22 protein-coding genes are annotated in these 19,687 nt (G+C 68.4%); 19 read left to right on the top strand and 3 right to left on the bottom strand.

Translation table 11 applies throughout. The features are described 5' to 3' along the window. Positions 1-112: 112 nt before the first annotated feature. The 4 genes from NMLP_RS06885 to cofG all read left to right on the top strand — a co-directional run bounded on the left by NMLP_RS06885 (position 113) and on the right by cofG (position 3,877). Positions 113-1,291 carry a tubulin/FtsZ family protein gene (locus NMLP_RS06885; protein WP_015409402.1) on the top strand — a complete coding sequence of 393 codons (1,179 nt, stop codon included), beginning with the start codon at positions 113-115 and terminating at the stop codon, positions 1,289-1,291. Then, entirely contained in the window at positions 1,281-2,036 is a 756-nt protein-coding gene (locus tag NMLP_RS06890; protein ID WP_015409403.1) for a hypothetical protein, read from the top strand. Before NMLP_RS06885 ends, NMLP_RS06890 begins: the two co-directional genes overlap by 11 nt. Beyond that, entirely contained in the window at positions 2,036-2,644 is a 609-nt protein-coding gene (cofC, locus tag NMLP_RS06895) for a 2-phospho-L-lactate guanylyltransferase (RefSeq protein WP_015409404.1), read from the top strand. Before NMLP_RS06890 ends, cofC begins: the two co-directional genes overlap by 1 nt. A gap of 156 nt (positions 2,645-2,800) precedes the next feature. Beyond that, complete coding sequence (gene cofG, locus NMLP_RS06900; protein WP_015409405.1) at positions 2,801-3,877, top strand: 7,8-didemethyl-8-hydroxy-5-deazariboflavin synthase subunit CofG; 1,077 nt, start codon at positions 2,801-2,803, stop codon at positions 3,875-3,877. A gap of 864 nt (positions 3,878-4,741) precedes the next feature. Here the strand turns inward: cofG and NMLP_RS06910 are convergent. After that, entirely contained in the window at positions 4,742-5,233 is a 492-nt protein-coding gene (locus NMLP_RS06910) for an Hsp20/alpha crystallin family protein (protein WP_015409406.1), read from the bottom strand. Continuing rightward, positions 5,230-5,388 carry a DUF7559 family protein gene (locus NMLP_RS15590; protein ID WP_015409407.1) on the bottom strand — a complete coding sequence of 53 codons (159 nt, stop codon included), beginning with the start codon at positions 5,386-5,388 and terminating at the stop codon, positions 5,230-5,232. Before NMLP_RS15590 ends, NMLP_RS06910 begins: the two co-directional genes overlap by 4 nt. A 223-nt stretch (positions 5,389-5,611) precedes the next feature. Here NMLP_RS15590 and NMLP_RS06915 point away from each other — a divergent pair, with 223 nt between their 5' ends. The 10 genes from NMLP_RS06915 (at position 5,612) to NMLP_RS06960 (ending at position 14,126) form a co-directional block, all read left to right on the top strand. After that, the gene (locus NMLP_RS06915; protein ID WP_015409408.1) at positions 5,612-6,430 is read left to right on the top strand and encodes a DUF429 domain-containing protein; all 819 of its coding nucleotides are present in this window, start codon (positions 5,612-5,614) and stop codon (positions 6,428-6,430) included. Between the two features lie 60 nt (positions 6,431-6,490). Beyond that, positions 6,491-6,688 carry a hypothetical protein gene (locus NMLP_RS06920; RefSeq protein ID WP_015409409.1) on the top strand — a complete coding sequence of 66 codons (198 nt, stop codon included), beginning with the start codon at positions 6,491-6,493 and terminating at the stop codon, positions 6,686-6,688. 368 nt (positions 6,689-7,056) lie between these two features. Continuing rightward, complete coding sequence (locus NMLP_RS06925) at positions 7,057-8,787, top strand: radical SAM protein (RefSeq protein WP_015409410.1); 1,731 nt, start codon at positions 7,057-7,059, stop codon at positions 8,785-8,787. 41 nt (positions 8,788-8,828) lie between these two features. Then, the gene (locus tag NMLP_RS06930; RefSeq protein WP_015409411.1) at positions 8,829-9,449 is read left to right on the top strand and encodes an HAD family hydrolase; all 621 of its coding nucleotides are present in this window, start codon (positions 8,829-8,831) and stop codon (positions 9,447-9,449) included. After that, positions 9,446-10,375 (top strand): adenosylcobinamide-phosphate synthase CbiB, encoded by a 930-nt coding sequence (gene cbiB / locus NMLP_RS06935; protein ID WP_015409412.1) that lies wholly within the window; start codon positions 9,446-9,448, stop codon positions 10,373-10,375. The genes NMLP_RS06930 and cbiB overlap by 4 nt, the downstream gene beginning before the upstream one ends. Beyond that, complete coding sequence (gene cobS / locus NMLP_RS06940; protein ID WP_015409413.1) at positions 10,366-11,121, top strand: adenosylcobinamide-GDP ribazoletransferase; 756 nt, start codon at positions 10,366-10,368, stop codon at positions 11,119-11,121. Before cbiB ends, cobS begins: the two co-directional genes overlap by 10 nt. Further along, a complete protein-coding gene (locus NMLP_RS06945) occupies positions 11,121-11,693 on the top strand; it encodes an NTP transferase domain-containing protein (protein WP_015409414.1) in 573 nt (190 codons plus the stop codon). The genes cobS and NMLP_RS06945 overlap by 1 nt, the downstream gene beginning before the upstream one ends. Further along, positions 11,683-12,696 carry a threonine-phosphate decarboxylase CobD gene (cobD, locus tag NMLP_RS06950; RefSeq protein WP_015409415.1) on the top strand — a complete coding sequence of 338 codons (1,014 nt, stop codon included), beginning with the start codon at positions 11,683-11,685 and terminating at the stop codon, positions 12,694-12,696. Before NMLP_RS06945 ends, cobD begins: the two co-directional genes overlap by 11 nt. Then, a complete protein-coding gene (locus NMLP_RS06955; protein WP_015409416.1) occupies positions 12,696-13,406 on the top strand; it encodes an adenosylcobinamide amidohydrolase in 711 nt (236 codons plus the stop codon). The genes cobD and NMLP_RS06955 overlap by 1 nt, the downstream gene beginning before the upstream one ends. A 36-nt stretch (positions 13,407-13,442) precedes the next feature. Continuing rightward, the gene (locus NMLP_RS06960; protein ID WP_015409417.1) at positions 13,443-14,126 is read left to right on the top strand and encodes a helix-turn-helix domain-containing protein; all 684 of its coding nucleotides are present in this window, start codon (positions 13,443-13,445) and stop codon (positions 14,124-14,126) included. Between the two features lie 180 nt (positions 14,127-14,306). On the opposite strand, the gene NMLP_RS06965 is transcribed toward NMLP_RS06960, so the two are convergent. After that, complete coding sequence (locus tag NMLP_RS06965) at positions 14,307-15,530, bottom strand: MFS transporter (protein ID WP_015409418.1); 1,224 nt, start codon at positions 15,528-15,530, stop codon at positions 14,307-14,309. Positions 15,531-15,613: 83 nt separating this feature from the next. Between NMLP_RS06965 and NMLP_RS06970 the strand changes: the two genes are divergently transcribed. The 5 genes from NMLP_RS06970 to NMLP_RS06990 all read left to right on the top strand — a co-directional run bounded on the left by NMLP_RS06970 (position 15,614) and on the right by NMLP_RS06990 (position 19,687). Then, the gene (locus tag NMLP_RS06970) at positions 15,614-15,793 is read left to right on the top strand and encodes a hypothetical protein (protein WP_049926247.1); all 180 of its coding nucleotides are present in this window, start codon (positions 15,614-15,616) and stop codon (positions 15,791-15,793) included. 115 nt (positions 15,794-15,908) lie between these two features. Continuing rightward, a complete protein-coding gene (locus tag NMLP_RS06975; RefSeq protein WP_015409419.1) occupies positions 15,909-16,970 on the top strand; it encodes an ABC transporter substrate-binding protein in 1,062 nt (353 codons plus the stop codon). After that, a complete protein-coding gene (locus NMLP_RS06980) occupies positions 16,937-18,058 on the top strand; it encodes an ABC transporter ATP-binding protein (RefSeq protein WP_231857256.1) in 1,122 nt (373 codons plus the stop codon). The genes NMLP_RS06975 and NMLP_RS06980 overlap by 34 nt, the downstream gene beginning before the upstream one ends. Further along, on the top strand, positions 18,045-18,887 hold the full coding sequence (locus NMLP_RS06985) for an ABC transporter permease (protein ID WP_015409421.1): 843 nt from the start codon (positions 18,045-18,047) through the stop codon (positions 18,885-18,887). Before NMLP_RS06980 ends, NMLP_RS06985 begins: the two co-directional genes overlap by 14 nt. Beyond that, positions 18,881-19,687: an ABC transporter permease gene (locus tag NMLP_RS06990; RefSeq protein WP_015409422.1), complete on the top strand. Its 807-nt coding sequence runs from the start codon at positions 18,881-18,883 to the stop codon at positions 19,685-19,687. Before NMLP_RS06985 ends, NMLP_RS06990 begins: the two co-directional genes overlap by 7 nt.

The raw sequence follows: 19,687 nt of genomic DNA on the forward strand, positions 1-19,687 counted from the left end.
CACCGTTGTAGGCCCGTCCGCTCGGCGTTCCTCGGTCGTTCTGTCCGCTCAGCGTCAGACGTCGGCCGAAAGCTTATCAGGTCCCTGGGACCCTATTCGAACAAGACTTGCTATGAAACTCGCAATGATCGGCTTCGGGCAGGCCGGCGGGAAGATCCTCGACCGGTTCCTCGAATACGATTCCAGCCGAGGGACCGGCATCATCGGCCACGCCATCGCCGTCAACTCCGCGAAGGCGGACCTGATGGGGCTCGACTACGTGCCGAACGAAAACCGGGTTCTCATCGGGCAGTCGGTGGTGAAAGGCCACGGCGCCGGGACCGAGCCCGATCTGGGCGAGAAATGCGCCCGCGAGGATCTAGAGGAGATCCAAAGCGCGATCGACAAGATGGTCTCCTCGGAAATCGACGCGTTTTTGATAATCGCTGGACTCGGTGGCGGCACCGGCAGTGGCGGGTCGCCCATCCTCGCCGACCATCTCCAGCGGCTCTACGTCGAGCCAATCTACGGGCTCGGCATCCTCCCCAGCCGCGACGAGGGCGGGATCTACAACCGGAACGCCGCCCGATCGTTCCAGTCGTTCGCCGAGTCCGTCGACAATCTTCTCGTCTTCGACAACGACGCGTTCAAGACCGGCGGCGAGAGCATCGGCGAGGGGTACGCCGAAATCAACGACGAGATCATCACTCGCTTCGGCGCGCTGTTCTCGGCGGGCGAGGTGGAGGCCCTCGGGGACAACGTCGCCGAGAGCGTCGTCGACGCCTCCGAGATCATCAACACGCTCGGCGAACACGGGATCACCTCGATCGGCTACGCGAGCGAGCCAGTCGATCCCGGCGGGGGGAACTCGGGGCTGCTCGATCGGCTTCGCGGCGGCAGCAAGGACGAGAACGGCTTCTCGACGGCTGGCGATGCGACCAATCGGATCACCTCGCTCGTCCGAAAGGCGACACTCGGGAAGTTGACCCTGCAGTGTGAGGTCGACAGCACCGAGCGGGCGCTGCTTTTGGTGTCGGGGCCGCCCGACGCGCTCAACCGAAAAGGGATAGACAAGGCGCGGAAGTGGCTCGAAGACCAGACCAGCTGCATGGAGGTCCGGGCGGGCGACTACCCACTGCCCAACGAGAAGAAGGTTGCCGCCATCGTCGTGTTGGCCGGGGTCACAGACGTGCCCCGGGTCAAGGACATGCAGCGGATGGCGATCGAGGCCGAGGAGCGAAGCGAGGAGCTCAGATCACAGAGCAAAGACAACTTAGAGGACCTGATACAATACGGCGACGATGAAGAGTAGTACACTCGCCGCCACGCTCGTCGCCCTCCTGTTGTTCGGCACGCTGTTCGCGGGATCGGCCGCCGCAGTCGAGAGTACCGCCCAAGAACTCCCCGAGGAGTCGGAGGTTGGGACGGACTTCGAGGCGACGTTCGAGGTGACGAGCCTCTTCGACGAGTTCGAACGCTGGACGCTCGTCACGAACACGGACCTCGACAACGCGACTTGGACGATCCGGCGGTACAACCAGGCGGGCGACGAACTCTCCCGCGAGGACGTCGACGGGGCCTCGGCGACCGAACCGATCGACATCGACGACGACACGGCGAGCGTCGAGATCCGTGTCACCGGGACGACTCCGGAAATAAGCGAGTTGAGCTACGAGCCGCCGGATCGGTTCGTCGCTGCGAACTTCACGCTCGAGCGGGCGGGTGGCACCGAGCGCTCGATCGGGAGCCACGAGAGCCACCACTACACCGCCGAGAGCCGACAGGCCCGCGAGGCGATCGACAGCGCCAGCGAAAGCGTCGGGGACTCGGGCGGCGACGCGCGGGACTCCCTCGACAGCGCCATCTCGGCCTACGAGAGCGGGAACTTCGAGAACGCGATCGACCTGGCCGAGCGGGCCGAAAGCGAGGCCTCCCAGAGCCGGCTCGTCCGGAACGCGCTGCTCGGCGTCGGCGCCGTGATCGTGCTCGCGATCCTCGTCGGCGGCGGCTACTGGGTGTATAAATCCAGACAACAGGGGCCGAGCCGCCTGAAGTGATGGACGTCCTCGTCCCGTTCGCGGCGAGCCGGCCGAAGACGCGACTCGCCGGCGTGCTCGGCCCGGACGAACGCGCCGAGTTCGCGGCTGCGATGCGCCGAGACGTCTGTTCCGCAGTCGACTCGGCTGGCGGGTCGCCGACGGTTCTGTCGACGGATCCGATCGAGTCGGCGTGGCCGGTCGTCGTCGACGACCGGCCGCTGACGGAGGCGGTCGACGATCGGCTCGAACCGCCGGTCGCAGTCGTGATGGCGGACCTCGCGCTTGCGACCCCCGAAGCGCTGTCGCGGCTCCTCGGGGCGGACGGCGGCGTCGTTCTCGCCCCCGGCCTCGGCGGCGGGACGAACGCCATCGTCGTCCGGACGCCCGATTTCCACGTCGACTACCACGGCGCGTCGATCGCCGACCACCGACGGATCGCGGCGGACGTCGGGACGACGACGACGGTCGATTCGTTTCGACTCGCGGTCGACGTCGACGAGACCGACGACCTCGCGGAGGTGCTGTTACACGGCGAGGGACAGGCCGCCCGGTGGCTCCGGGAAGCGGGCCTCGAACTCGAGATGACCGGCGGGCGCGTCACAGTCTCTCGGTCGGCCCGCCGGTAGTCGACGCCGCTGGTAGCCGACGCCGCCGGTAGTCGACGCCGCTGGTAGCCGACGCCGCCGGTCGATCCCCCGACGCGTGGGGCAGTTGGTCGGCGCTCCGATCGCTGACGTCGCCGGGGGCGATTCTTTTATCTTTCCGAGTACCCGAGACGTGGTGTGTTCGGAGCGAGCGAGTACGGGGTCGACATCGAAATCTCGACGGAAGCCGTCGATCGGCTGGTAGCCGTCACGCCGGGCGACGTCGATCCGGCCCCCGAACTCTCCTTCGCACGGAACGTGTTCATCCCGCTGACGACCGCCTGCCGGTACACCTGCACCTACTGTACGTACTACGATTCGCCGGGGAACGCCTCGTTGTTGTCGCCGGCCGAGGTGCGGGAGATCTGCGAGCGCGGGGCCGACGCCGGCTGTACGGAGGCACTTTTTACGTTCGGTGACGACCCCGACGACCGTTACACCGAGATCCACGAGCAGCTCTCGGCGTGGGGCCACGACTCGATCCACTCGTATCTCCGGGAGGTCTGCGGGATCGCCCTGGAGTGTGGGCTCCTCCCGCACTCGAACCCCGGCGACCAGACGCGCGAGCAAATGGCCCGCGTCGCCGACGTGAACGCCTCGATGGGCGTCATGCTCGAGACCACCGCCGAGGTGGCCGCCCACGGCGGCCCGAGATCGAAAGCGCCCGGCCAGCGGCTGGCGACCATCGCGACCGCCGGGGAGTTGGGCGTCCCCTTCACGACGGGCGTGCTCGTCGGGATTGGCGAGACGCTCCGGGACCGCGCCGAGAGCCTGCTCGCGATCCGGGAACTCCACGAGCGGTACGGCCACGTTCAGGAGGTCATCGTCCAGCCCGTCGTCGAGAACGAGCGCTGGGGCGGGGGCTCGCCCGACCTGGCGACGATGCGGCGGGTGACCGCGATGGCCCGGGCGGCCCTCCCCGAGAACGTCAGCGTCCAGTCGCCGCCGAACCTCGCGCCCGTCGAGCAACTGCTCGACTGCGGCGTCGACGACTTCGGCGGCGTCTCGCCGGTGACGGGCGATCACATAAACCCCGAGTACGCGTGGCCGGCGCTTTCAGAACTGGAGGAGATCGCCGAGCGAGCCGGAGTCCCCCTCGCCGAACGGCTGCCGGTGCACGAGCGGTATGTCTCCGGGGCGTGGCTCCCCGAGCGGATCGAGGCCGCGATTGAGGCCGACAACAGGGCCGGGCGGCGGTACCGCGCTCTGTTGTGAGACGTGCGTCGGTGCCGCGATCCGCTGCGAGTCGGCGGTGGTATCACAAGCCACTGTGAGTCGGTGAGCGTCCGAGGTTCACGCTCCAGCCGACGGAATATCTAAACAGTATACTCTGGCCCCGTTCGTATTTAAATACGGTTCCGGGTATCGATGGATCTGGGACCGCACGACTGCACGTCCCTGCAGCCGTTTTTATGAGAGCGCGGTCACTCATTTTCAGCTGGTGGAAGCCGGCGCTGGGGTATTTAACTTCGGCGAGTAAATTTGACAATATGGTCATTCGAGTAGTTCTGGCAGTCTTGGGCGTGGTTGAGTTGCTCTTCCCCAGACGGCTCACCGACTACGTAATGCATGCGACAACTGTAGGAGAGACTACATACGAGTATAAATCGTGGGTGTACAATCTCGCCAGACTCGAAGGGCTTGTCTTCATTCTGATCGCAGTGAGGTGGGGCAAGAACCGGAATGAAGATAGTTAGGGAGCTATCGTGATTCAGCGGTCGAATCTCGGCGTTCACGCCGGGCGTGACTCGCGTACGCCCCGTGGCACAAATCACCGGAGATGGCCGGTCTGGAACCCCACCAGTTATAGTAACCATCGGAAGTGATTACACATCGATCGCACTGCTGTCGTGCGATCGAGTGTGCAGTGTCTTCCGATCGCTACTGTAGTATCGCTCGTGGCGTTCGTTCACACACGAGGTCCGCTGACCCCCGATGGCTGGCGACCGCGGGAGTCAGTCCAACGCCCGAGTAATAACAGGCCGAGATCCCTCTGTCGAGGGACCCCGCGCCGTCGTCGAGCGTCGCCCGACTGCCTGCGGGATCTTCGATCCCGCTCCGCTTACGCCGCGGAGGACGTCACTCGGAGGCCGGTCCGCCCGGCGTCGACCCGTCGCCGCTTCCGTCGTGACCGTCACTTCTGTCGTCGGTGTCGATCGCCGTCTCGCCGCCGTGGTCGGCGTCCGTCTCCGCCTCCACCTCCACCTTCGGGAGTACGACCTCGAGCGTCCCGGCGCGGGTGAGCGCCGCCTCGGCCCGGCCGGCATCGATCGACGCCCCGTCGGGGAGCGCGACCTCGCCGTCGAGGGCGAGCCCGCGTCCGGGGAATCGCATCTCGTAGCCGTCGTGGAACTCCCGGAATCGGTCGATTCGAACCGAGAGCGTGTCGTCTTCGAAATGGACTGATACGTCGTCGCCGATCGCGCCCGGCGCGTCGAAGACGGCGAGATACGCCTCATCGCTCTCAAGGAGATCGGCCGGGAGCGACGTCCGCTCTTGGAGTCGGCTCGTCGCCCGGCCGATCCCGTCGATAATGACCCGCCCGAGCGACGCCCCCACCTTCCGGATCATACCTCCAGGGCCTCCAGTCCGCCACTCTCGCCGCAGTACGGACAGCTGAAGGCTTCGACGCCCGTTCCGTCCGGCATCGAGTACCGGTAGTGCAACTCCATCATGTCGAGATCGCAGCCGTCTCGGGTGCAGACGACCTCCAGGGTTTTCGGCATACCGCATGCTACGGGAGAGACAGTAATCAATTCCCCGGCAGGGGCGAGGCGGTCAACAACCGCGACCTCAAGGGTCAATGCTTGTCCTCACACCGCACGGGGCTTGGCAGTGAACGGTTCCTCGTAGCAAACGGCTTGCGACACGCGCACGGAGACCAGTTCCGATGGATAGAGACCCCCACGCGACCCTCGTTGCTTTGTGCTAGGGGACCGTTCGGTCGATATGAACATCCGTGGCGTCGACTTCAGCGGTGGCCGGCGGCCGGGCGAGGACATCTGGATCACGAGCGGGCGGCTCGAGGCCGACCGTCTGTGTATCGAGCGCTGCCAGTCTGCGGCCGAGCGGTTCGACGAGACCGGTCGGGGGCCGATACTCCGTGCGCTGCGCCGGACGCTCGGGCGTTCCGACGGCGTGACCGGCCTCGACGTCTCCTTCGGGCTTCCCGCCGAGTTGCTCCCCGACCGGATTGAGGGGTGGCACGGGGCGACGCGCTGGTTCGCGACGGCCTTCGCCGACGCCGACGCGTCCGCGATGCGCGAACGGCTCAAATCGGCCGCCCGGTCGTTGCCGGGCGAGAGGATCGAACTGAAGCGGCGAACAGACCGGACCGTCGGCGCGAGTTCGCCCTACAGCTTCATCACGTACTACCAGACGCTGTACGGGATCCGAGAGGTGCTCGCACCGCTGGTCGAAGCCGGATCGGTGTCTGTCCCGCCGATGGACGCCCCCGGCGAGCGGAACGCGATCGAGGTCTATCCGGCGGGTACGCTTCGACGACTCGGGACAGTCGACACGGAATATAAAAACGGAGCCGACGGGGCGGCGGCCAAGCGGCGCGAGATCCTCGATCGGCTGTCGGCGCCCGACGCCGGGGAGAGCGCCGTCGAACTCCCCGAACCGGTCCGCGAAACCGCCACGGACGAGCCGGGGGGCGACGCCCTCGACAGCGTCGTCGCGGCCGTTTCGGCGGCGCGGGCAGCCCGGAGTGGATTCGGGACGGACCGCCCCTACGACGACCGGGAGGGGTTTATATATGTCTGACTCGCTCGTGGGCGGTCCGCAGGCGAAATATATATGAAACGACCGCCGAAACCCTCGGGTATGGTCGAGATCATCGAACTGGCGGGCGGCATCGGATTCGGACTGTTCATCGGCGCGTTCTTCGGCTTCGTGCTCTCGCGCGGCGACCTCGTCATGACGGGCGTCGGCGCCGTTGCCCTCACCGTGGCAGTGGTCATCTACACGTTCACGCTCGCACAGACCGGCGGCCTCGACGCCGTCGAGCCGAACTCGCACTGACGACCCCCGGGCAGGGTATATAAATACCGACGAACTCATTTATATGCCAGTCCGGACAGTTTTGAGATTGTAAACCGACCTTTTTTAATTGTAAACCGACCGGCGGGGAGTCGTGCGAGCGGGCCGGCGCGAGCGTCCGCTCGGTGACTCGAATCAACGTACGCGCGACTCCATCGTGTACGTCCGTCGAGGGTGGTGCGACCCCGTTTATATACATGATTGGGAGCATTTATATATGCGGTCTGGCGAATTTATATATCTATTCGGACACATTCTTATACCTGGCCGGCCCCACCGACCCCGAAGCCGACCGCCCCGCCCCGGCTCCATCCGCATCCGTTTTACCCGTCGACGCCGTCCCGTCGTGTATGAAGGACCCGGCGGATATCGACGTCACCATCGTCGACGGCTACGTCGACGAGCCGGCGCACTTCGGCGTGCCGCCGTACATTTCGACGTACCCCCGCTTCGCGGCCGGGGCCGCCGTCGACGCCGGCGTCCCCGCCGACGCGATCACGTACTACACGATCGATGAACTGCGCGATGACCGTTCGCGGTGGCGCGACGTCGTCGACGCCGACCTGTTCGTCTACGTCGGCGGGATGACCGTCCCCGGCAAGTACGTCGGCGGCACGCCCGCCGAACCCGGCGAGGTCAAGGAACTCGCGTGGGCCGCCGAGGGGACGAGCGTGATGGGCGGGCCGGTCAGATTCGGCGTCGGCGAGGCCAACGAGGGGGCCACGGAGACCGAGCGGAGCGACCTCGATTACGACTTCCTCGCGATGGCCGACATCGAAGCCGCCGTCTACGACCTCGTCCACGGCGGCCTGGAGGGGTTCGAGGACCGCTACCGCGACAACGCCGAGCTGGACCGGTGGGCGGAAAAAGGGGCGTTCGTCGTCGAACAACACCCCGACCACCCCGACTACCTCATCTGCGAGATGGAGACCTCCCGGGGGTGTCCCTACCGGTGTTCGTTTTGCACGGAACCGATGTACGGCGATCCGAGCTTCCGGACGCCCGAGTCGGTCGTCAGCGAGGTCTCCCGGCTTGCAGACCGCGGGGCGCGACACTTCCGGTTGGGGCGGCAGGCCGACATCCTCGCCTACGGCGGCGACGGCGAGGCACCGAACCCCGACGCCCTCGAGGCGCTCTACGGCGGCATCCGGGCGGCGGTTCCGGACCTCGGAACGCTACACCTCGACAACATGAATCCCGTGACGATCACGGAGTACCCCGAGTTGTCCCGAGAGGGCATCCGGATCATCGCCGAGCACAACACCCCCGGCGACACGGCCGCCTTCGGCCTCGAGTCGGCCGACCCGCTCGTCCAGGAGGAGAACAACCTGCTCGTGACCGCCGAGGAGTGTCTCGAGGCGGTTCGGATCGTCAACGAGGAGGGCGGGTGGCGCCCCGGCGAGGCGGCCGACGGCGAGCGCGCGTACGGCCCGTCCGTCGACCCGACCGCCGACCGCCTCCCGAAGCTGTTGCCGGGGATCAACCTCGTCCACGGTCTCGCCGGCGAGCGCCGCGAGACGTTCGAGCACAACAAACGGTTCCTCCGGGACGTCTACGAGGCGGGGCTGATGCTCCGCCGGATCAACATCCGGCAGGTGATGGCCTTCGAGGGCACCGAGATGGCGGAGACGGGCGCGGAGATCGCCAACGACCACAAGCAGCTGTTCAAGACGTACAAACGGGAGGTCCGCGAGGAGATCGACAACCCGATGCTTCAGCGCGTCGCGCCGCCGGGGACCGTCCTCCCGAACGTCTACCTCGAGTACCACCAGGACGGCAAGACGTTCGGCCGCCAGCTCGGCACCTACGCCCTCCTGGTCGGGCTACCCGGCGAGCGCGAACTCGGCCGGACGATCGACGTCGCGGTCACGGACCACGGCTTCCGGTCGGTCTCCGGTGTCCCCTACCCCCTCGACGTCAACGCGGCGTCGATGGACGAACTCCGAACCCTGCCGGGTGTCGGCAAGCAGCGCGCCGGCAACATCGTCGTCGGCCGCCCCTACGAGCGCGCGAGCGAGGCGGCCGGCGACCTCGACCTCTCGCGGTTTTGCACCGCCGGCCGCCCCGGTAGCGCCCGGTAGCGCCCGCGAGATTCAAGTCGATGGGGTCGGTACAGCCCATCGTGGCAGTCTCGTTCGATCTCTTCGGTACGCTCGTCGTCGCCGAGACGCCCGACGATCCCGCGGCCGCGGTCGCCGAGGCGCTCGCCGAGCGTGGCGTGTCTGTGCCGCCGGACTTCGGGGACGCCTACCGCGAAGTCCACGTCGACGCGCCGGTGGGCGCGGAGGTCCCGCTCCCGGCCCACGTCGCCGCGGCGCTGGCCTCACGGGGCGTCGACGCGCCGAACAACGCCGCCCGCCGGGCGGTCGTCGCCGCCTTCGACCCGACGGTCAGCCGCCGCGAGGGCGCGCGGTCGGCGATCGACGCCGCGGCCGAACGCGGCCCGGTCGGGCTCTGTTCGAACTGCAGCGTCCCGGAACTCGTCGGGCGGACACTCGTCAGAGCGGAGCTCCGAGGCGTCTTCGACGCCGTCGTCTCGAGCGTCGGGTGCGGGTGGCGAAAGCCCGACCCGCGGGCGTTCGAGGCGGTCGCCGGGCGGCTCGGCGCCGACACCGAATCGCTCGTCCACGTCGGGGACGACCCCGAGGCGGACGGCGGGATCGAGGCCGCCGGGGGGCGCTTTCTCGACGTGGAGGATATCGGCCTTCCCGGGCTCGCATCACGGCTGGAGTCGCTGCCGTGACCGCACTCGACCCGGGGCTCGCGCTCGTCGTCTCGGTCGCCGTCGCGGGGGGGCTCGAGACCGCCGTCGGGGAGCCGCCGGCCGCGGCCCACCCGGTCGCGCTCCTGGGGCAGGCGGTCGAACCACTGGCGGGCACCGACTTCGGCGTCCCGCGGCTCGCCGGCACGGTCTACGCGTTGGCGGTGCCGACCAGCTGCGCGCTTGTAGCCGCCGCCGCCGTGGCGCTCGCCGCGAGGCTCCCGGTTCCGTTCGCGGACGCGCTTCTTGCGGGGCTCGTCCTCTGGGTCGCATCGAGCGTCCGTCTGCTCGTCGAGAGCGGCCGCCGGGTCGTCGAGTCGAGCGACACCGACCTCGAGGACGCCCGGGGGGCGCTGCTCGCGCTCGTCGGCCGGGACGCCTCGGAGCTGTCGGCCGGCCTCGTCAGGAGCGCGGCCGTCGAGAGCCTCGCGGAGAACTTCTCCGACGGCTTTCTCGCGCCGCTGTCGGCGTTCGTCGCGTTCTCGTTCGTCTCCCTTCCCGCGGCGGCCGCCGCCGCGGCGTTCCTCAAGGGCGCGAACACGATGGATTCGATGTTCGGCTACCCCGGCCCGTTCGGCTGGGCGAGCGCCAGGCTCGACGACGCTCTCATGTTCGTTCCGGCACGGGCGTCGACGCCGTTCCTGGCGGTGGGCGCCGGCGACCCCGAAGCCCCCCTCCGGGCGCGCCGGTACGCCCGTGAGCCGGCCTCCCCGAACGCCGGGTGGCCGATGGGGACCCTCGCCGCGGCGTTGAACGTCCGCCTCGAAAAGCCCGGTACCTACACGCTCAACGGGGTCGCCGGCCACCCGACGGTCACCGAGAGCCACGGCGCCGTCGGCGCAGTGTGTCGCGGGGCGGTCCTCGCCTATGGGGTAGCCGTCACCGTGGGGGTGCTCCGATGGCTCTGAGATCTATCGCGGGCGGGCTCCGTGGCGGCGTCGCGTTCCTCACCCGCGTTCCGGTCGGGAGCAACGAGGCCGACTGGGACCGGTTTCGGTCGTTCCCCGCCGCGTTCTCGCTTGTGGGGTACCCGATCGGTGCGGTCGCGGCGCTGCCGTTCCTGTCGGGGCTGTCGGCCCCCACGGTCGCCTTCGGGTACCTCCTCGCGCTCGTCGCCGTCGTCGGGATCCCCCACTTCGACGGGGTCGCCGACCTCGGCGACGCGGTGGCGGCACACGGGGCGGGCGACGCCCGGGCGGCGCTGAAAGACACCGCGACCGGCGTCGGCGCGATCGTCGCAATCGCGGTCGTCGTGGGGGGGTTGGTCCTCGGGGCGCTCGGGCTCGCCGGCGCGCCGCCGCGGACGGCCGTCGGGATCGTCGTCGCCGCCGAAGTGGGCGCGAAGCTCGGGATGGCGAGCGTGGCCTGCCTCGCGAGCGCGGCCCACGAAGGGCTCGGGTCGGCGTTCACCGAGCGCGCCGAACCGGTGTTGCTCCTCGGCCCGGCCCTCGCGGCGCTCCCGGCGGCGCTGCTCGTCGGCCCCGTCCGGGCCGGGATCGCCGCCGTCGCCGCCGGGCCACTCGTCGCGGTCGGCCTGATCCGGTGGGCCGACGGGACGCTCGGCGGCGTCAACGGCGACGTCTTCGGCGCGACGAACGAACTCGCCCGCGTCCTCGGGCTGCATCTGGGGGTGATCGCGTGGACGCTCTCGTGATGTGCGGCGGGGCGGGGACCCGCCTCGACCGCGGCGAGAAGCCGCTGTTCGAGGTCGGCGGCGTACCGATGGTCGAGCGCGTCCTCGACGCCCTCGATGAGAGCCGGATCGACACCGCATACGCTGTCACGTCCCCGGAGACACCCGAGACGGCCGACCGGTTGCGTGGCCGGGCACCGATCGTCGAGACCGACGGCGAGGGGTACGTCGCCGACCTGACGGACGCGGTAGGACGCGTCGGCCGCCCCGTGGTGACCGTCGCCGCCGACCTCCCGCTCTTGACCTCGGAGCCGATCGACCGGGCGATCGACGACCACGACGGCGGCGCGTTGACGGTCTGTGTGCCGGCAGTGCTCAAGCGTCGCCTCGGCGTCAGCGTCGACACGACCCGGACCCACGGCGGCCGCGAGCTCGCGCCGACCGGGCTGAACGTCGTCGGCCAGCGCGGGGGGGAGACGATGCGCGCGAGCTACGACGCCCGCCTCGCGGTCAACGTCAACCGGCCCGGCGACGCGGCCGTTGCGTCGGCGTTCGCCGATTCCATCGACGGGGGTGCATCGGATGGATCCTGACAGCGTCGACGACGTCGGGCGCGTCCCCCACGGATCCAGCGACGACCCGGACGTACTCGACCTGAGCGCGAACATCAACCCGCGTGTGCCGGACGGCACGCGGTCGATCTATCGGGAGGCATTCGCGGACGCTCGGTCGTACCCCGACGACAGCTACCCGGAATTCCGGGCGGCAGCAGCCGACTACGTCGGTTGTGACCCCGAGTCGGTCGTTCCGACGCCGGGGGGGCTGGCGGCGATCCGGCTGGCGATCGGCGTGACCGTCTCGCCGGGCGACCGCGTCCTCGTTCCCGCGCCCTCCTTCGGCGAGTACGTCCGCGAGGTCGAGTTGGCCGGCGGCGAAGCCGTCGTCGTTCCGCACCGGGAAGTCGTCGATCGCGACCCCGCCGGGTGCGCAATGGCGATCGCCTGCACGCCGAACAACCCGACCGGGGAGCTGTATCCGGACGCCGATCTGCGGTCGTTCGCCGACCGGTGTGCGGACTCGGGGACGACGCTCCTGGCCGACGAGGCGTTCTTGGGGTTCACCGACCGGGCGTCGCTTGCCGGCCATCCGGCCGCCGTCGTCGCCCGCTCGCTCACCAAACTGTTCGGGCTGCCGGGGCTTCGGGCGGGCTTTGCGGTCGCTGACGGCGGGGTCGGCGAGCGGCTTCGCACGGCCCGGCCGGCGTGGTCCGTCGGCGGCCCCGCTGCGGCAGTAGGTGCCCACGCGATGCGGGATTCGGCCTTTGTTGAGGCGACCCGAAGACGCGTCGCCGAGGAGCGCCGGTACCTCCACGATGGGCTTGCGGCCCGCGGGTTCGACGTCTCTCCATCGGCGGCCCCGTTCGTGCTCTGTGACGTCGGCGAGTCGCCCGCGGAACTGCTCTCGGCCTGCCGCCAGCGGGGGGTCGTCCTCCGGGACGCGACGACGTTTCGCGGGCTCGATCGGCACGTCCGGATCGCCGTCCGGGACCGGGCGGCGACCGAGGCGCTGTTTTCGGTGCTCGACGAGGTGTGGTGATGTTCGAGTACGAACGCACCGACGAGTGTCTGACGCTCCGCCGGCCGGGGACGCGGTGGCTCTCGAACGGCTTCGACGGCGGATACGCGACGGCTCCGGCTGCTCACAACCTCACCGTCCCGGAGGGGTTCGAGCGCACGGACCTCGCGACGTACGCGGCCGAGCGGCTGGGGTCGCCCCCCGAGGGGCCGACGCTTTTGACCGGCGTCCGACAGACGAACGCGAGGGGGGCTCGGTATGGGCCGGTCGAGGCGGTCGTGACCGCGGGGCTGTCGAACCCCGCCCTGCTGCCCGCTGGTGACGACAGCCACAGCACAGACACCCGAGGCGACGCCGACGCGGACGCATCCCCCGACGACGCGTTCCGGCCCGGGACGGTCAACGTCCTCGTCGGGTCGGCGGAGCCGCTCTCTGAGGGCGGACTGGCCGGCCTCCTCGCGACGGTCGTCGAGGCGAAGGCGGCGACGCTCGTCGACCTCGTCGGTCCCACCGGGACGACGAGTGACGCGGTCGCGGTCGGGTGTCCGAGCGCCGAAGCGGGCGCGCCGTTCGCCGGGAGCGCGACCACCGTCGGCAACGCGGCCCGCGTCTGCGTCCGGGACGCGCTCGCGGCCGCGCTTGAGGCCCGGTACGACGGGGACCTACCCGACCCCCGCGGGGCCGAGCACGCGACCGTCACCTCGGGCGAGGCGACGCCGTTCACCCCGTAGGACCCGGTTTATATTCCTCGGCGTTCACCCTCCGACATGCGCGAACTCGTCGTCGTCGTCGAGCACCCGCCGGAAGCGAACCCGGTCGCTGACCTGCTCGCAGAGCACCCCGACGCGAGGCTCCGGTCGTCGGCGTGTCACGTCACCGAGAGGAGCCTCTGGCGGGTCGACCACGCCAGCGGTCCCGAGGCCGCACTCGACCGCCTCGAGGACATGGCCGGGGCGCGGTACTTCACCGACTGTCTCGTCCGGGACGGCTGCGACGGCGACTGGGAGACGACGGTGTTGGATCGCTCCGCCGGCTCGCTCGTGTTGTACTCCTACTGGGAGCGGACCGACGACTGCGATTCGATCCCGCATCTCGCCCGCGAGCGCTTCGGCGACGGGGTTGTCCTCGAGGAGACCTGGCGCGGGCGGACCCAACGCTGGCGGGTGCTCGCGCCGGACGGGCCGGTCGGGGGGTTCGTCGAAGCGGTTCGCGACATCGCCGACGCCGACGTCCGCTTCGAGCGCGTCTCCGACCCCGAACGGGAGGCGGACCCGGGGCTACCACCCGAGCAGGCAGACGCCCTCGCCGCCGCGGTCGAGGCCGGCTACTACGAGACGCCGAGAGAGGTCGAAGCGTACGAACTCGCCGACCGACTCGGAGTGCCGGGGTCGACGCTCGCCTACCGGCTCCGTCGCGCGGAGGCCTGGCTGGCGAAGCGGTACGTGGAGTAGCGCGGGCCGACGCGTCCGGTTTCGATCCGAGGGGTCGCTCTCCTGTCCGCGCCCATTTATATATAGCCGGGCGGACGGATCACCAACACCGCATATAAACCCTCGGCGAATTTATAACCAGTCGGCCGAGTGGTCTCGCTAACTCGAATATGTCCCCGCCAAACAGCGGTTCGGTCACGATCACAGCTCGCTCATCGACGCCCCCGCGCCGACAGTGACGAGCGCCGCGGCCGCACACAGCGCGAGCCCCGGGGCGAACGACCCCGTCGCGTCCCGGAGCGCGCCGACGACGACGGGGCCGAGAAAGCCCCCGACTTCCCCGACCGCGAAGACGAGACCGACCGCGGTCCCGGTCAGCGCCGGACCGATCCCCTCTATTTCGACCGGGATCGCCCGGATCAGCGGCGACAGCCCGCCGACGCCGACCCCGACCGAGACGACCGGGAGCACGAGCAACAGCGCAAGCGCTGGCGTAAAAAAGAGCCCGAGAACCCCGACACAGGCGATAGCGCCACAGCCGACGAGCGCCTCGCGGGTCGCCCCGAACCGATCGGCGAGCGCCGGCGCGGCGAGGACGCCCGCGATCTGTCCGCCGACCAGAACGGCGGTGACCCCGCCCGCGAGCCCCGGGGTGATCCCGCGGGCCTCGAACAGCGTGACGAGCCACCCCTGGAGGCCGTGGATGACGAACAGATACGCCGTTCCGAGGAGCACCAACAGCCGGAGATCGCGGTGGGCGAAGACGGCGCGGACGTCGCTCCGAAGCGACGCGAGCGCGAACCCCTCGCTCTCGTCGGCGCCGTCGTCGGGGTCGTGGCGGCCGGCCGGAACCCCCCACGCCAGAAACGCCCACCCGACGGCGAGCGCGAGCATCACCGTCCCGCTCGCGGCGAACAGCGGCCGCCACCCGCCGAGCGCGGGACCGAGTACCGACCGCCCCGCCGCAAACACCGTTGCGCTCCCCGCATAGGACGCGAGCAGATACACCGACGCTGCCCGTCCGACGAACGCCGGCGGGTAGAGCTCGGCGGCGAGTTTCGGGAGCCCGAAGGTGATCCCCGTCGCGCCGACGCCCATCAGCAGCGTCAACGCGAACATCGATGGGAACCCGCCCGCGCTCGCCCGGCCGAACTGCCCAAGCCCCGCGAGCGCGATCCCGAGGCCGATGCTGGTTCGCGCGCCGACGCGGTCGACGACGAGGCCGCTCAGGAGGCCGAGCGGGATGTACGTCAGCGGAATCGCGCCGGCCAGCACGCCCGCCTGCGTCCCGCTCAACCCCAACGCGTCGGTGATCGCAGAGAGGTACGCCGGCAGCGAGAACCACACGAACAACAGCGCACCGTACCCGATCCCCCCGACGGAGAGCAAGGTGGCGTTTTCGATCCTCGTCGGCCGACGTGTCATCGCTTCGTCGTTCGGGAGAGCCACGTATATGTGCTGTCGTCCGGCGCCGCCAGGTCCGTATTCGCTCGGCCACAGCTTCCGGTATGGCCTCTACGCACACGTGCGATGGCTGTGGAGCGACGCTGGGCGCGGCCGAGGATCTGACGCGGGAGTCGACGACGACGGGGCGGTCGTGGTACTGCGGGTACTGCCGGACGCCGGTGCCGTCGGTCGTCGCCGAGCGGCTCGCACACCGCCGGGACGGGTCACCGACGGATCGATGACCGACGGCACTGGCATATCGCCGGTACTGTCTGGCCGAGCGTTCCGCAGACGACCGCCGGAATTGGTGGTTTCCATCGATTTATACACCCCGAGCGCGTTGTTGAAAATATAGATATGAACGCATCACGTCGTGCGTTTTTGAGCGGTGCCGGTGCCACACTCGGGACCGGAATCGCCGGGTGTCTCGAACTCGGCGGCGGGTCGGACACGCTCCGTATCATCGACTGGGGATACGTGTACAACGACGGTGTCATCGAGGCGTTCGAAAACAGACACGGCGTGACTGTCGAACGACAGTCCGCACAGGGGTCCGCGGAGACGCTGTCGCAACTCCGGGCCGGGCGCGCCGACTACGATATCGCGCCGCTCGGTAACTACGCGGTGAAGCCGGCGATGGACGAGGAGTTGATTCAGCCGATTGATCTCGATCAGGTGCCGTCGTACGAGGACGTCTTCGACTTCCTGAAGAAGGATTACTTCGAGAGCGACGGACAGGTGTACGGCGTCCCCCGGAGCTTCGGACAGACGCCGCTCGCCGTCAATACCGACATCGTTGACCGCGAGATTACGGCGCTCGCTGATCTGTGGGACGACGACCTGTCGGGGGTCGCAGGGGGCCGCGACGACGCACGGCTTCAGGTGTTGTACCGGAACGCCGCCGTCGGGGCGGAGCTGAACCCATCCTCGGAAGCCGACATCGATACCGAGGCGCTCCGTGCGGATCTGGTCGACAGACTGAACAACACGGCTGGACTCTGGGGCAACGGCGGCGAGTCCGAGCAACTGCTCCGCACGGAGACGGTCGGCGTCCAGCCGGTGTGGAACTACGTCATTCAGGCGATGGAAGACGATGGGCTGCCGGTCGAACGGGTGTTCCCCGAGGAGGGGACGAAAGCGTGGTTCATCCAGCATACGATCCGCGCCGGGGCCGAGAATCCGGAACTCGCACACACCTTCATAGAGGAGTGGCAAAGCGAGATGGGGTATCGGTCGCTGATGGAGCCGAACAACATTGCGGTACCCAACGAGCGGGTCTTCGAGGAACAGAACATCGACAGAACGGTTCTCGGTCTCGACACCCCCGACCAGTTCATATACGAGGAACCGAAACCGCCGGAACTCATCGAGACGTACAGTCGGACGTGGAGCGAGGCAAAGACCGAATCCGGCGGATGACGGCGACCGCAGCGCTCGAAGTCGAGGGGCTGTCGAAATCCTTCGGCGACGTCGCGGCGGTCGACGACGTTCACCTTCGGATCGACGGCTCGGAGTTTCTCGGATTGGTCGGTCCTTCAGGGTGTGGAAAGACGACGACACTCCGGATGCTGGCCGGGCTCGAGCGACCGGACACCGGCGTCGTTCGGATCGGTGGCAAACCGGCGACGGACCTGCCGCCCCGCTCGCGGGATACGAACATCGTTTTTCAGGACCTGGTCCTGTTTCCGCACATGAGCGTCGCCGAGAACGTCGGATACGGTCTCGCACGGCAGGGTATCGACGGCGACAGGCGCCGCCGCCGTGTCGAGGAAGCCCTCGAGTTGGTTTCGCTTCCGTCCTACGGCGACCGAGATCCAGCGGCATTGTCCGGCGGTCAAAAACAGCGCGTCGCGTTGGCTCGGGCTTTGGTAAACGATCCGACGGTGTTGTTGCTCGACGAGCCGCTGTCGTCGCTCGACCGGGCGCTCAGAGAGGAGATGCAATCGGAGTTGAAACGGATCCAACGCGAGTCCGGGACGGCATTTCTGTACGTTACGCACGATCAAGAGAGCGCGATGAGCATGTCCGACCGGATCGGCGTCATGCGCGAGGGGCGCATCGTCGACATCGGTACTCCGGAGGAGCTGTACGGTCGGCCGAAGACACAGTTCGTCGCCGATTTCCTCGGGGGCGCGACGACGCTCCGCGGCGACGTTACCGCTGTCGACGGCGATCGTGCGGCTGTCGAGACAGCGCTTGGCGGGTTCGAAGCCGCCGCCAGCCGGAGCGATCCGTCGGTCGGCGAGACGGTTACGGTCGTTATTCGTCCCGAATCGGTATCCGTCGGCGAGGGGCCCTTTTCGGGGACCGTTCGGCGGCTAGCGTACAAGGGATTTTATCGACAGGTGACGGTCGAAACGGGTGACGGCGGGACGCTTGCGGCACGAACAGCGGTCGACAGCCGGACGACTCCCGACCGCCCTGCGGGCGGGGGCGGCATGGCTACCGGCGATCGTATCCGGTTTGCTATCGACCGGGCAGTCATAGTAGACGATGAAGACGAGTGAACGCAGAGGGGGAGTCCGAGACGCCCTGATCGCGAGTGGGCCGGTCACGATCGCGGCGTTGCTCGGCATTCTCCCGGTCGCGATACTCCTCGTCGAGAGCATCGCCCCGGGGCCGTCCATCGACAACTACGTTACGGCGACGACGCCGCTGTACCGGACGAGCCTGGTATACTCGCTCGGGATGGGTGTGGCAGCGACTCTCACGTGTCTCGTCGTTGCGTACCCCGTGACGTACTGGCTCGCACATCGATGCCCAGCCAGCATCAGGCTACCGGCGCTCATCGCGCTCACGCTGCCGTTGTGGCTCAACTACGTTGTCCTCAATTACACGTGGGTGTGGATCCTCGCGCGCGGCGGCATCCTGAACCGGCTGCTCGTCGCCACCGGGGTCGTCAGCGACCCGCTCGGGCTGTTGTTCACCGACCTCTCGGTGTTCATCGGATTCATTTATATATACCTCCCCTACGTCGTGTTGACGCTGTACGTTTCGATGGAGCGACTCGACGGGCGGTTGATCGAAGCCGCCCGCGACCTCGGGGCGACGAACCGGCGGGTCGTCGTCGACGTGGTTCTTCCACGGACGTTTCCGGGGGCGGTCGCCGGCGCGATCGTCGTTTATGCCCGGATCGCCGGCGCGTACACGACGCCGGAGATACTCGGCGGCCCCGGAGAGGTGATGATCGCGACGCTCGTCGTCGAGGCGTTCGAACAGTTCTCTGCTCTCGGGTTGGCTGCCGCCCTCTCTATGGTCTTTTTGTCGATCGTCGTCGTCGGGTTCGTTCTCGGGGCTCAATTGCCGCCGGTCAGACGGGAGTTGAAACGATGGTGACCCGACTCGACCGGTTGCTCGTTCGGGGTGCCGGCCGCTTTCCGGGGGCGGTCGTCGCGGTGACGTTTTGTTTCCTGTATCTTCCCGTCGCTGTCGTCGGATATCTGTCTCTATCGCCCGGCGCTCAGCCAACAATCCCACTCGATGGGTTCTCGCTGCGGTGGTACGGCGAGGTGTTCGCCGATCGCCGCTTCCTCAGGAGCATGCTCACGAGCCTCGGCCTCGGCGTCTTCGCCGCCGTGTTCGGGACCACCCTCGGGTTGGCCGCGGCCTACACCCTCGTCCGCAGCCGGCTCCGCGCGTCCGTTCGTGGCGCGATCGGTGCCGTCATCGCGCTTCCGCTGTTCGTGCCCACGGTGGTCGTCGCCTTCGGAATCGGGATCACCGCCAACCGCCTCGGCATCGGGTTCGGCCTGCTCCCGGTCGCGCTCGGGCACCTGTTTTGGGTGCTCCCGTTCAGCACGTTCCTCATTGCGGCCCGGTACGGCGAATTGGATCCGGCGGTCTCCGAGGCCGCCCGCGACCTCGGCGCCGACCGGGTGGCCGTCTTTCGAACCGTAACGCTTCCACTACTGTTGCCGGCCCTCGTCGCCAGCGCGTTGTTCTGTTTCGCCCTCTCGTTTAACGAGTTCCTTATCACGTTCTTTTTATCAGGATCCGGAACGACGACCGTCCCGCTCGAGATATTCGGGAAGGTTCGCGTCGGCGCGACGTCGTTTCTCAACGCCGCGAGCGTCATTGTCCTCGTCATCGGCGCGCTCGCCGCCGGTACCGCCTCGGCGATCCGCAAGCCGACCTGA

The sequence above is a fragment of the Natronomonas moolapensis 8.8.11 genome (assembly GCF_000591055.1).
Lineage (GTDB): Archaea > Halobacteriota > Halobacteria > Halobacteriales > Haloarculaceae > Natronomonas > Natronomonas moolapensis.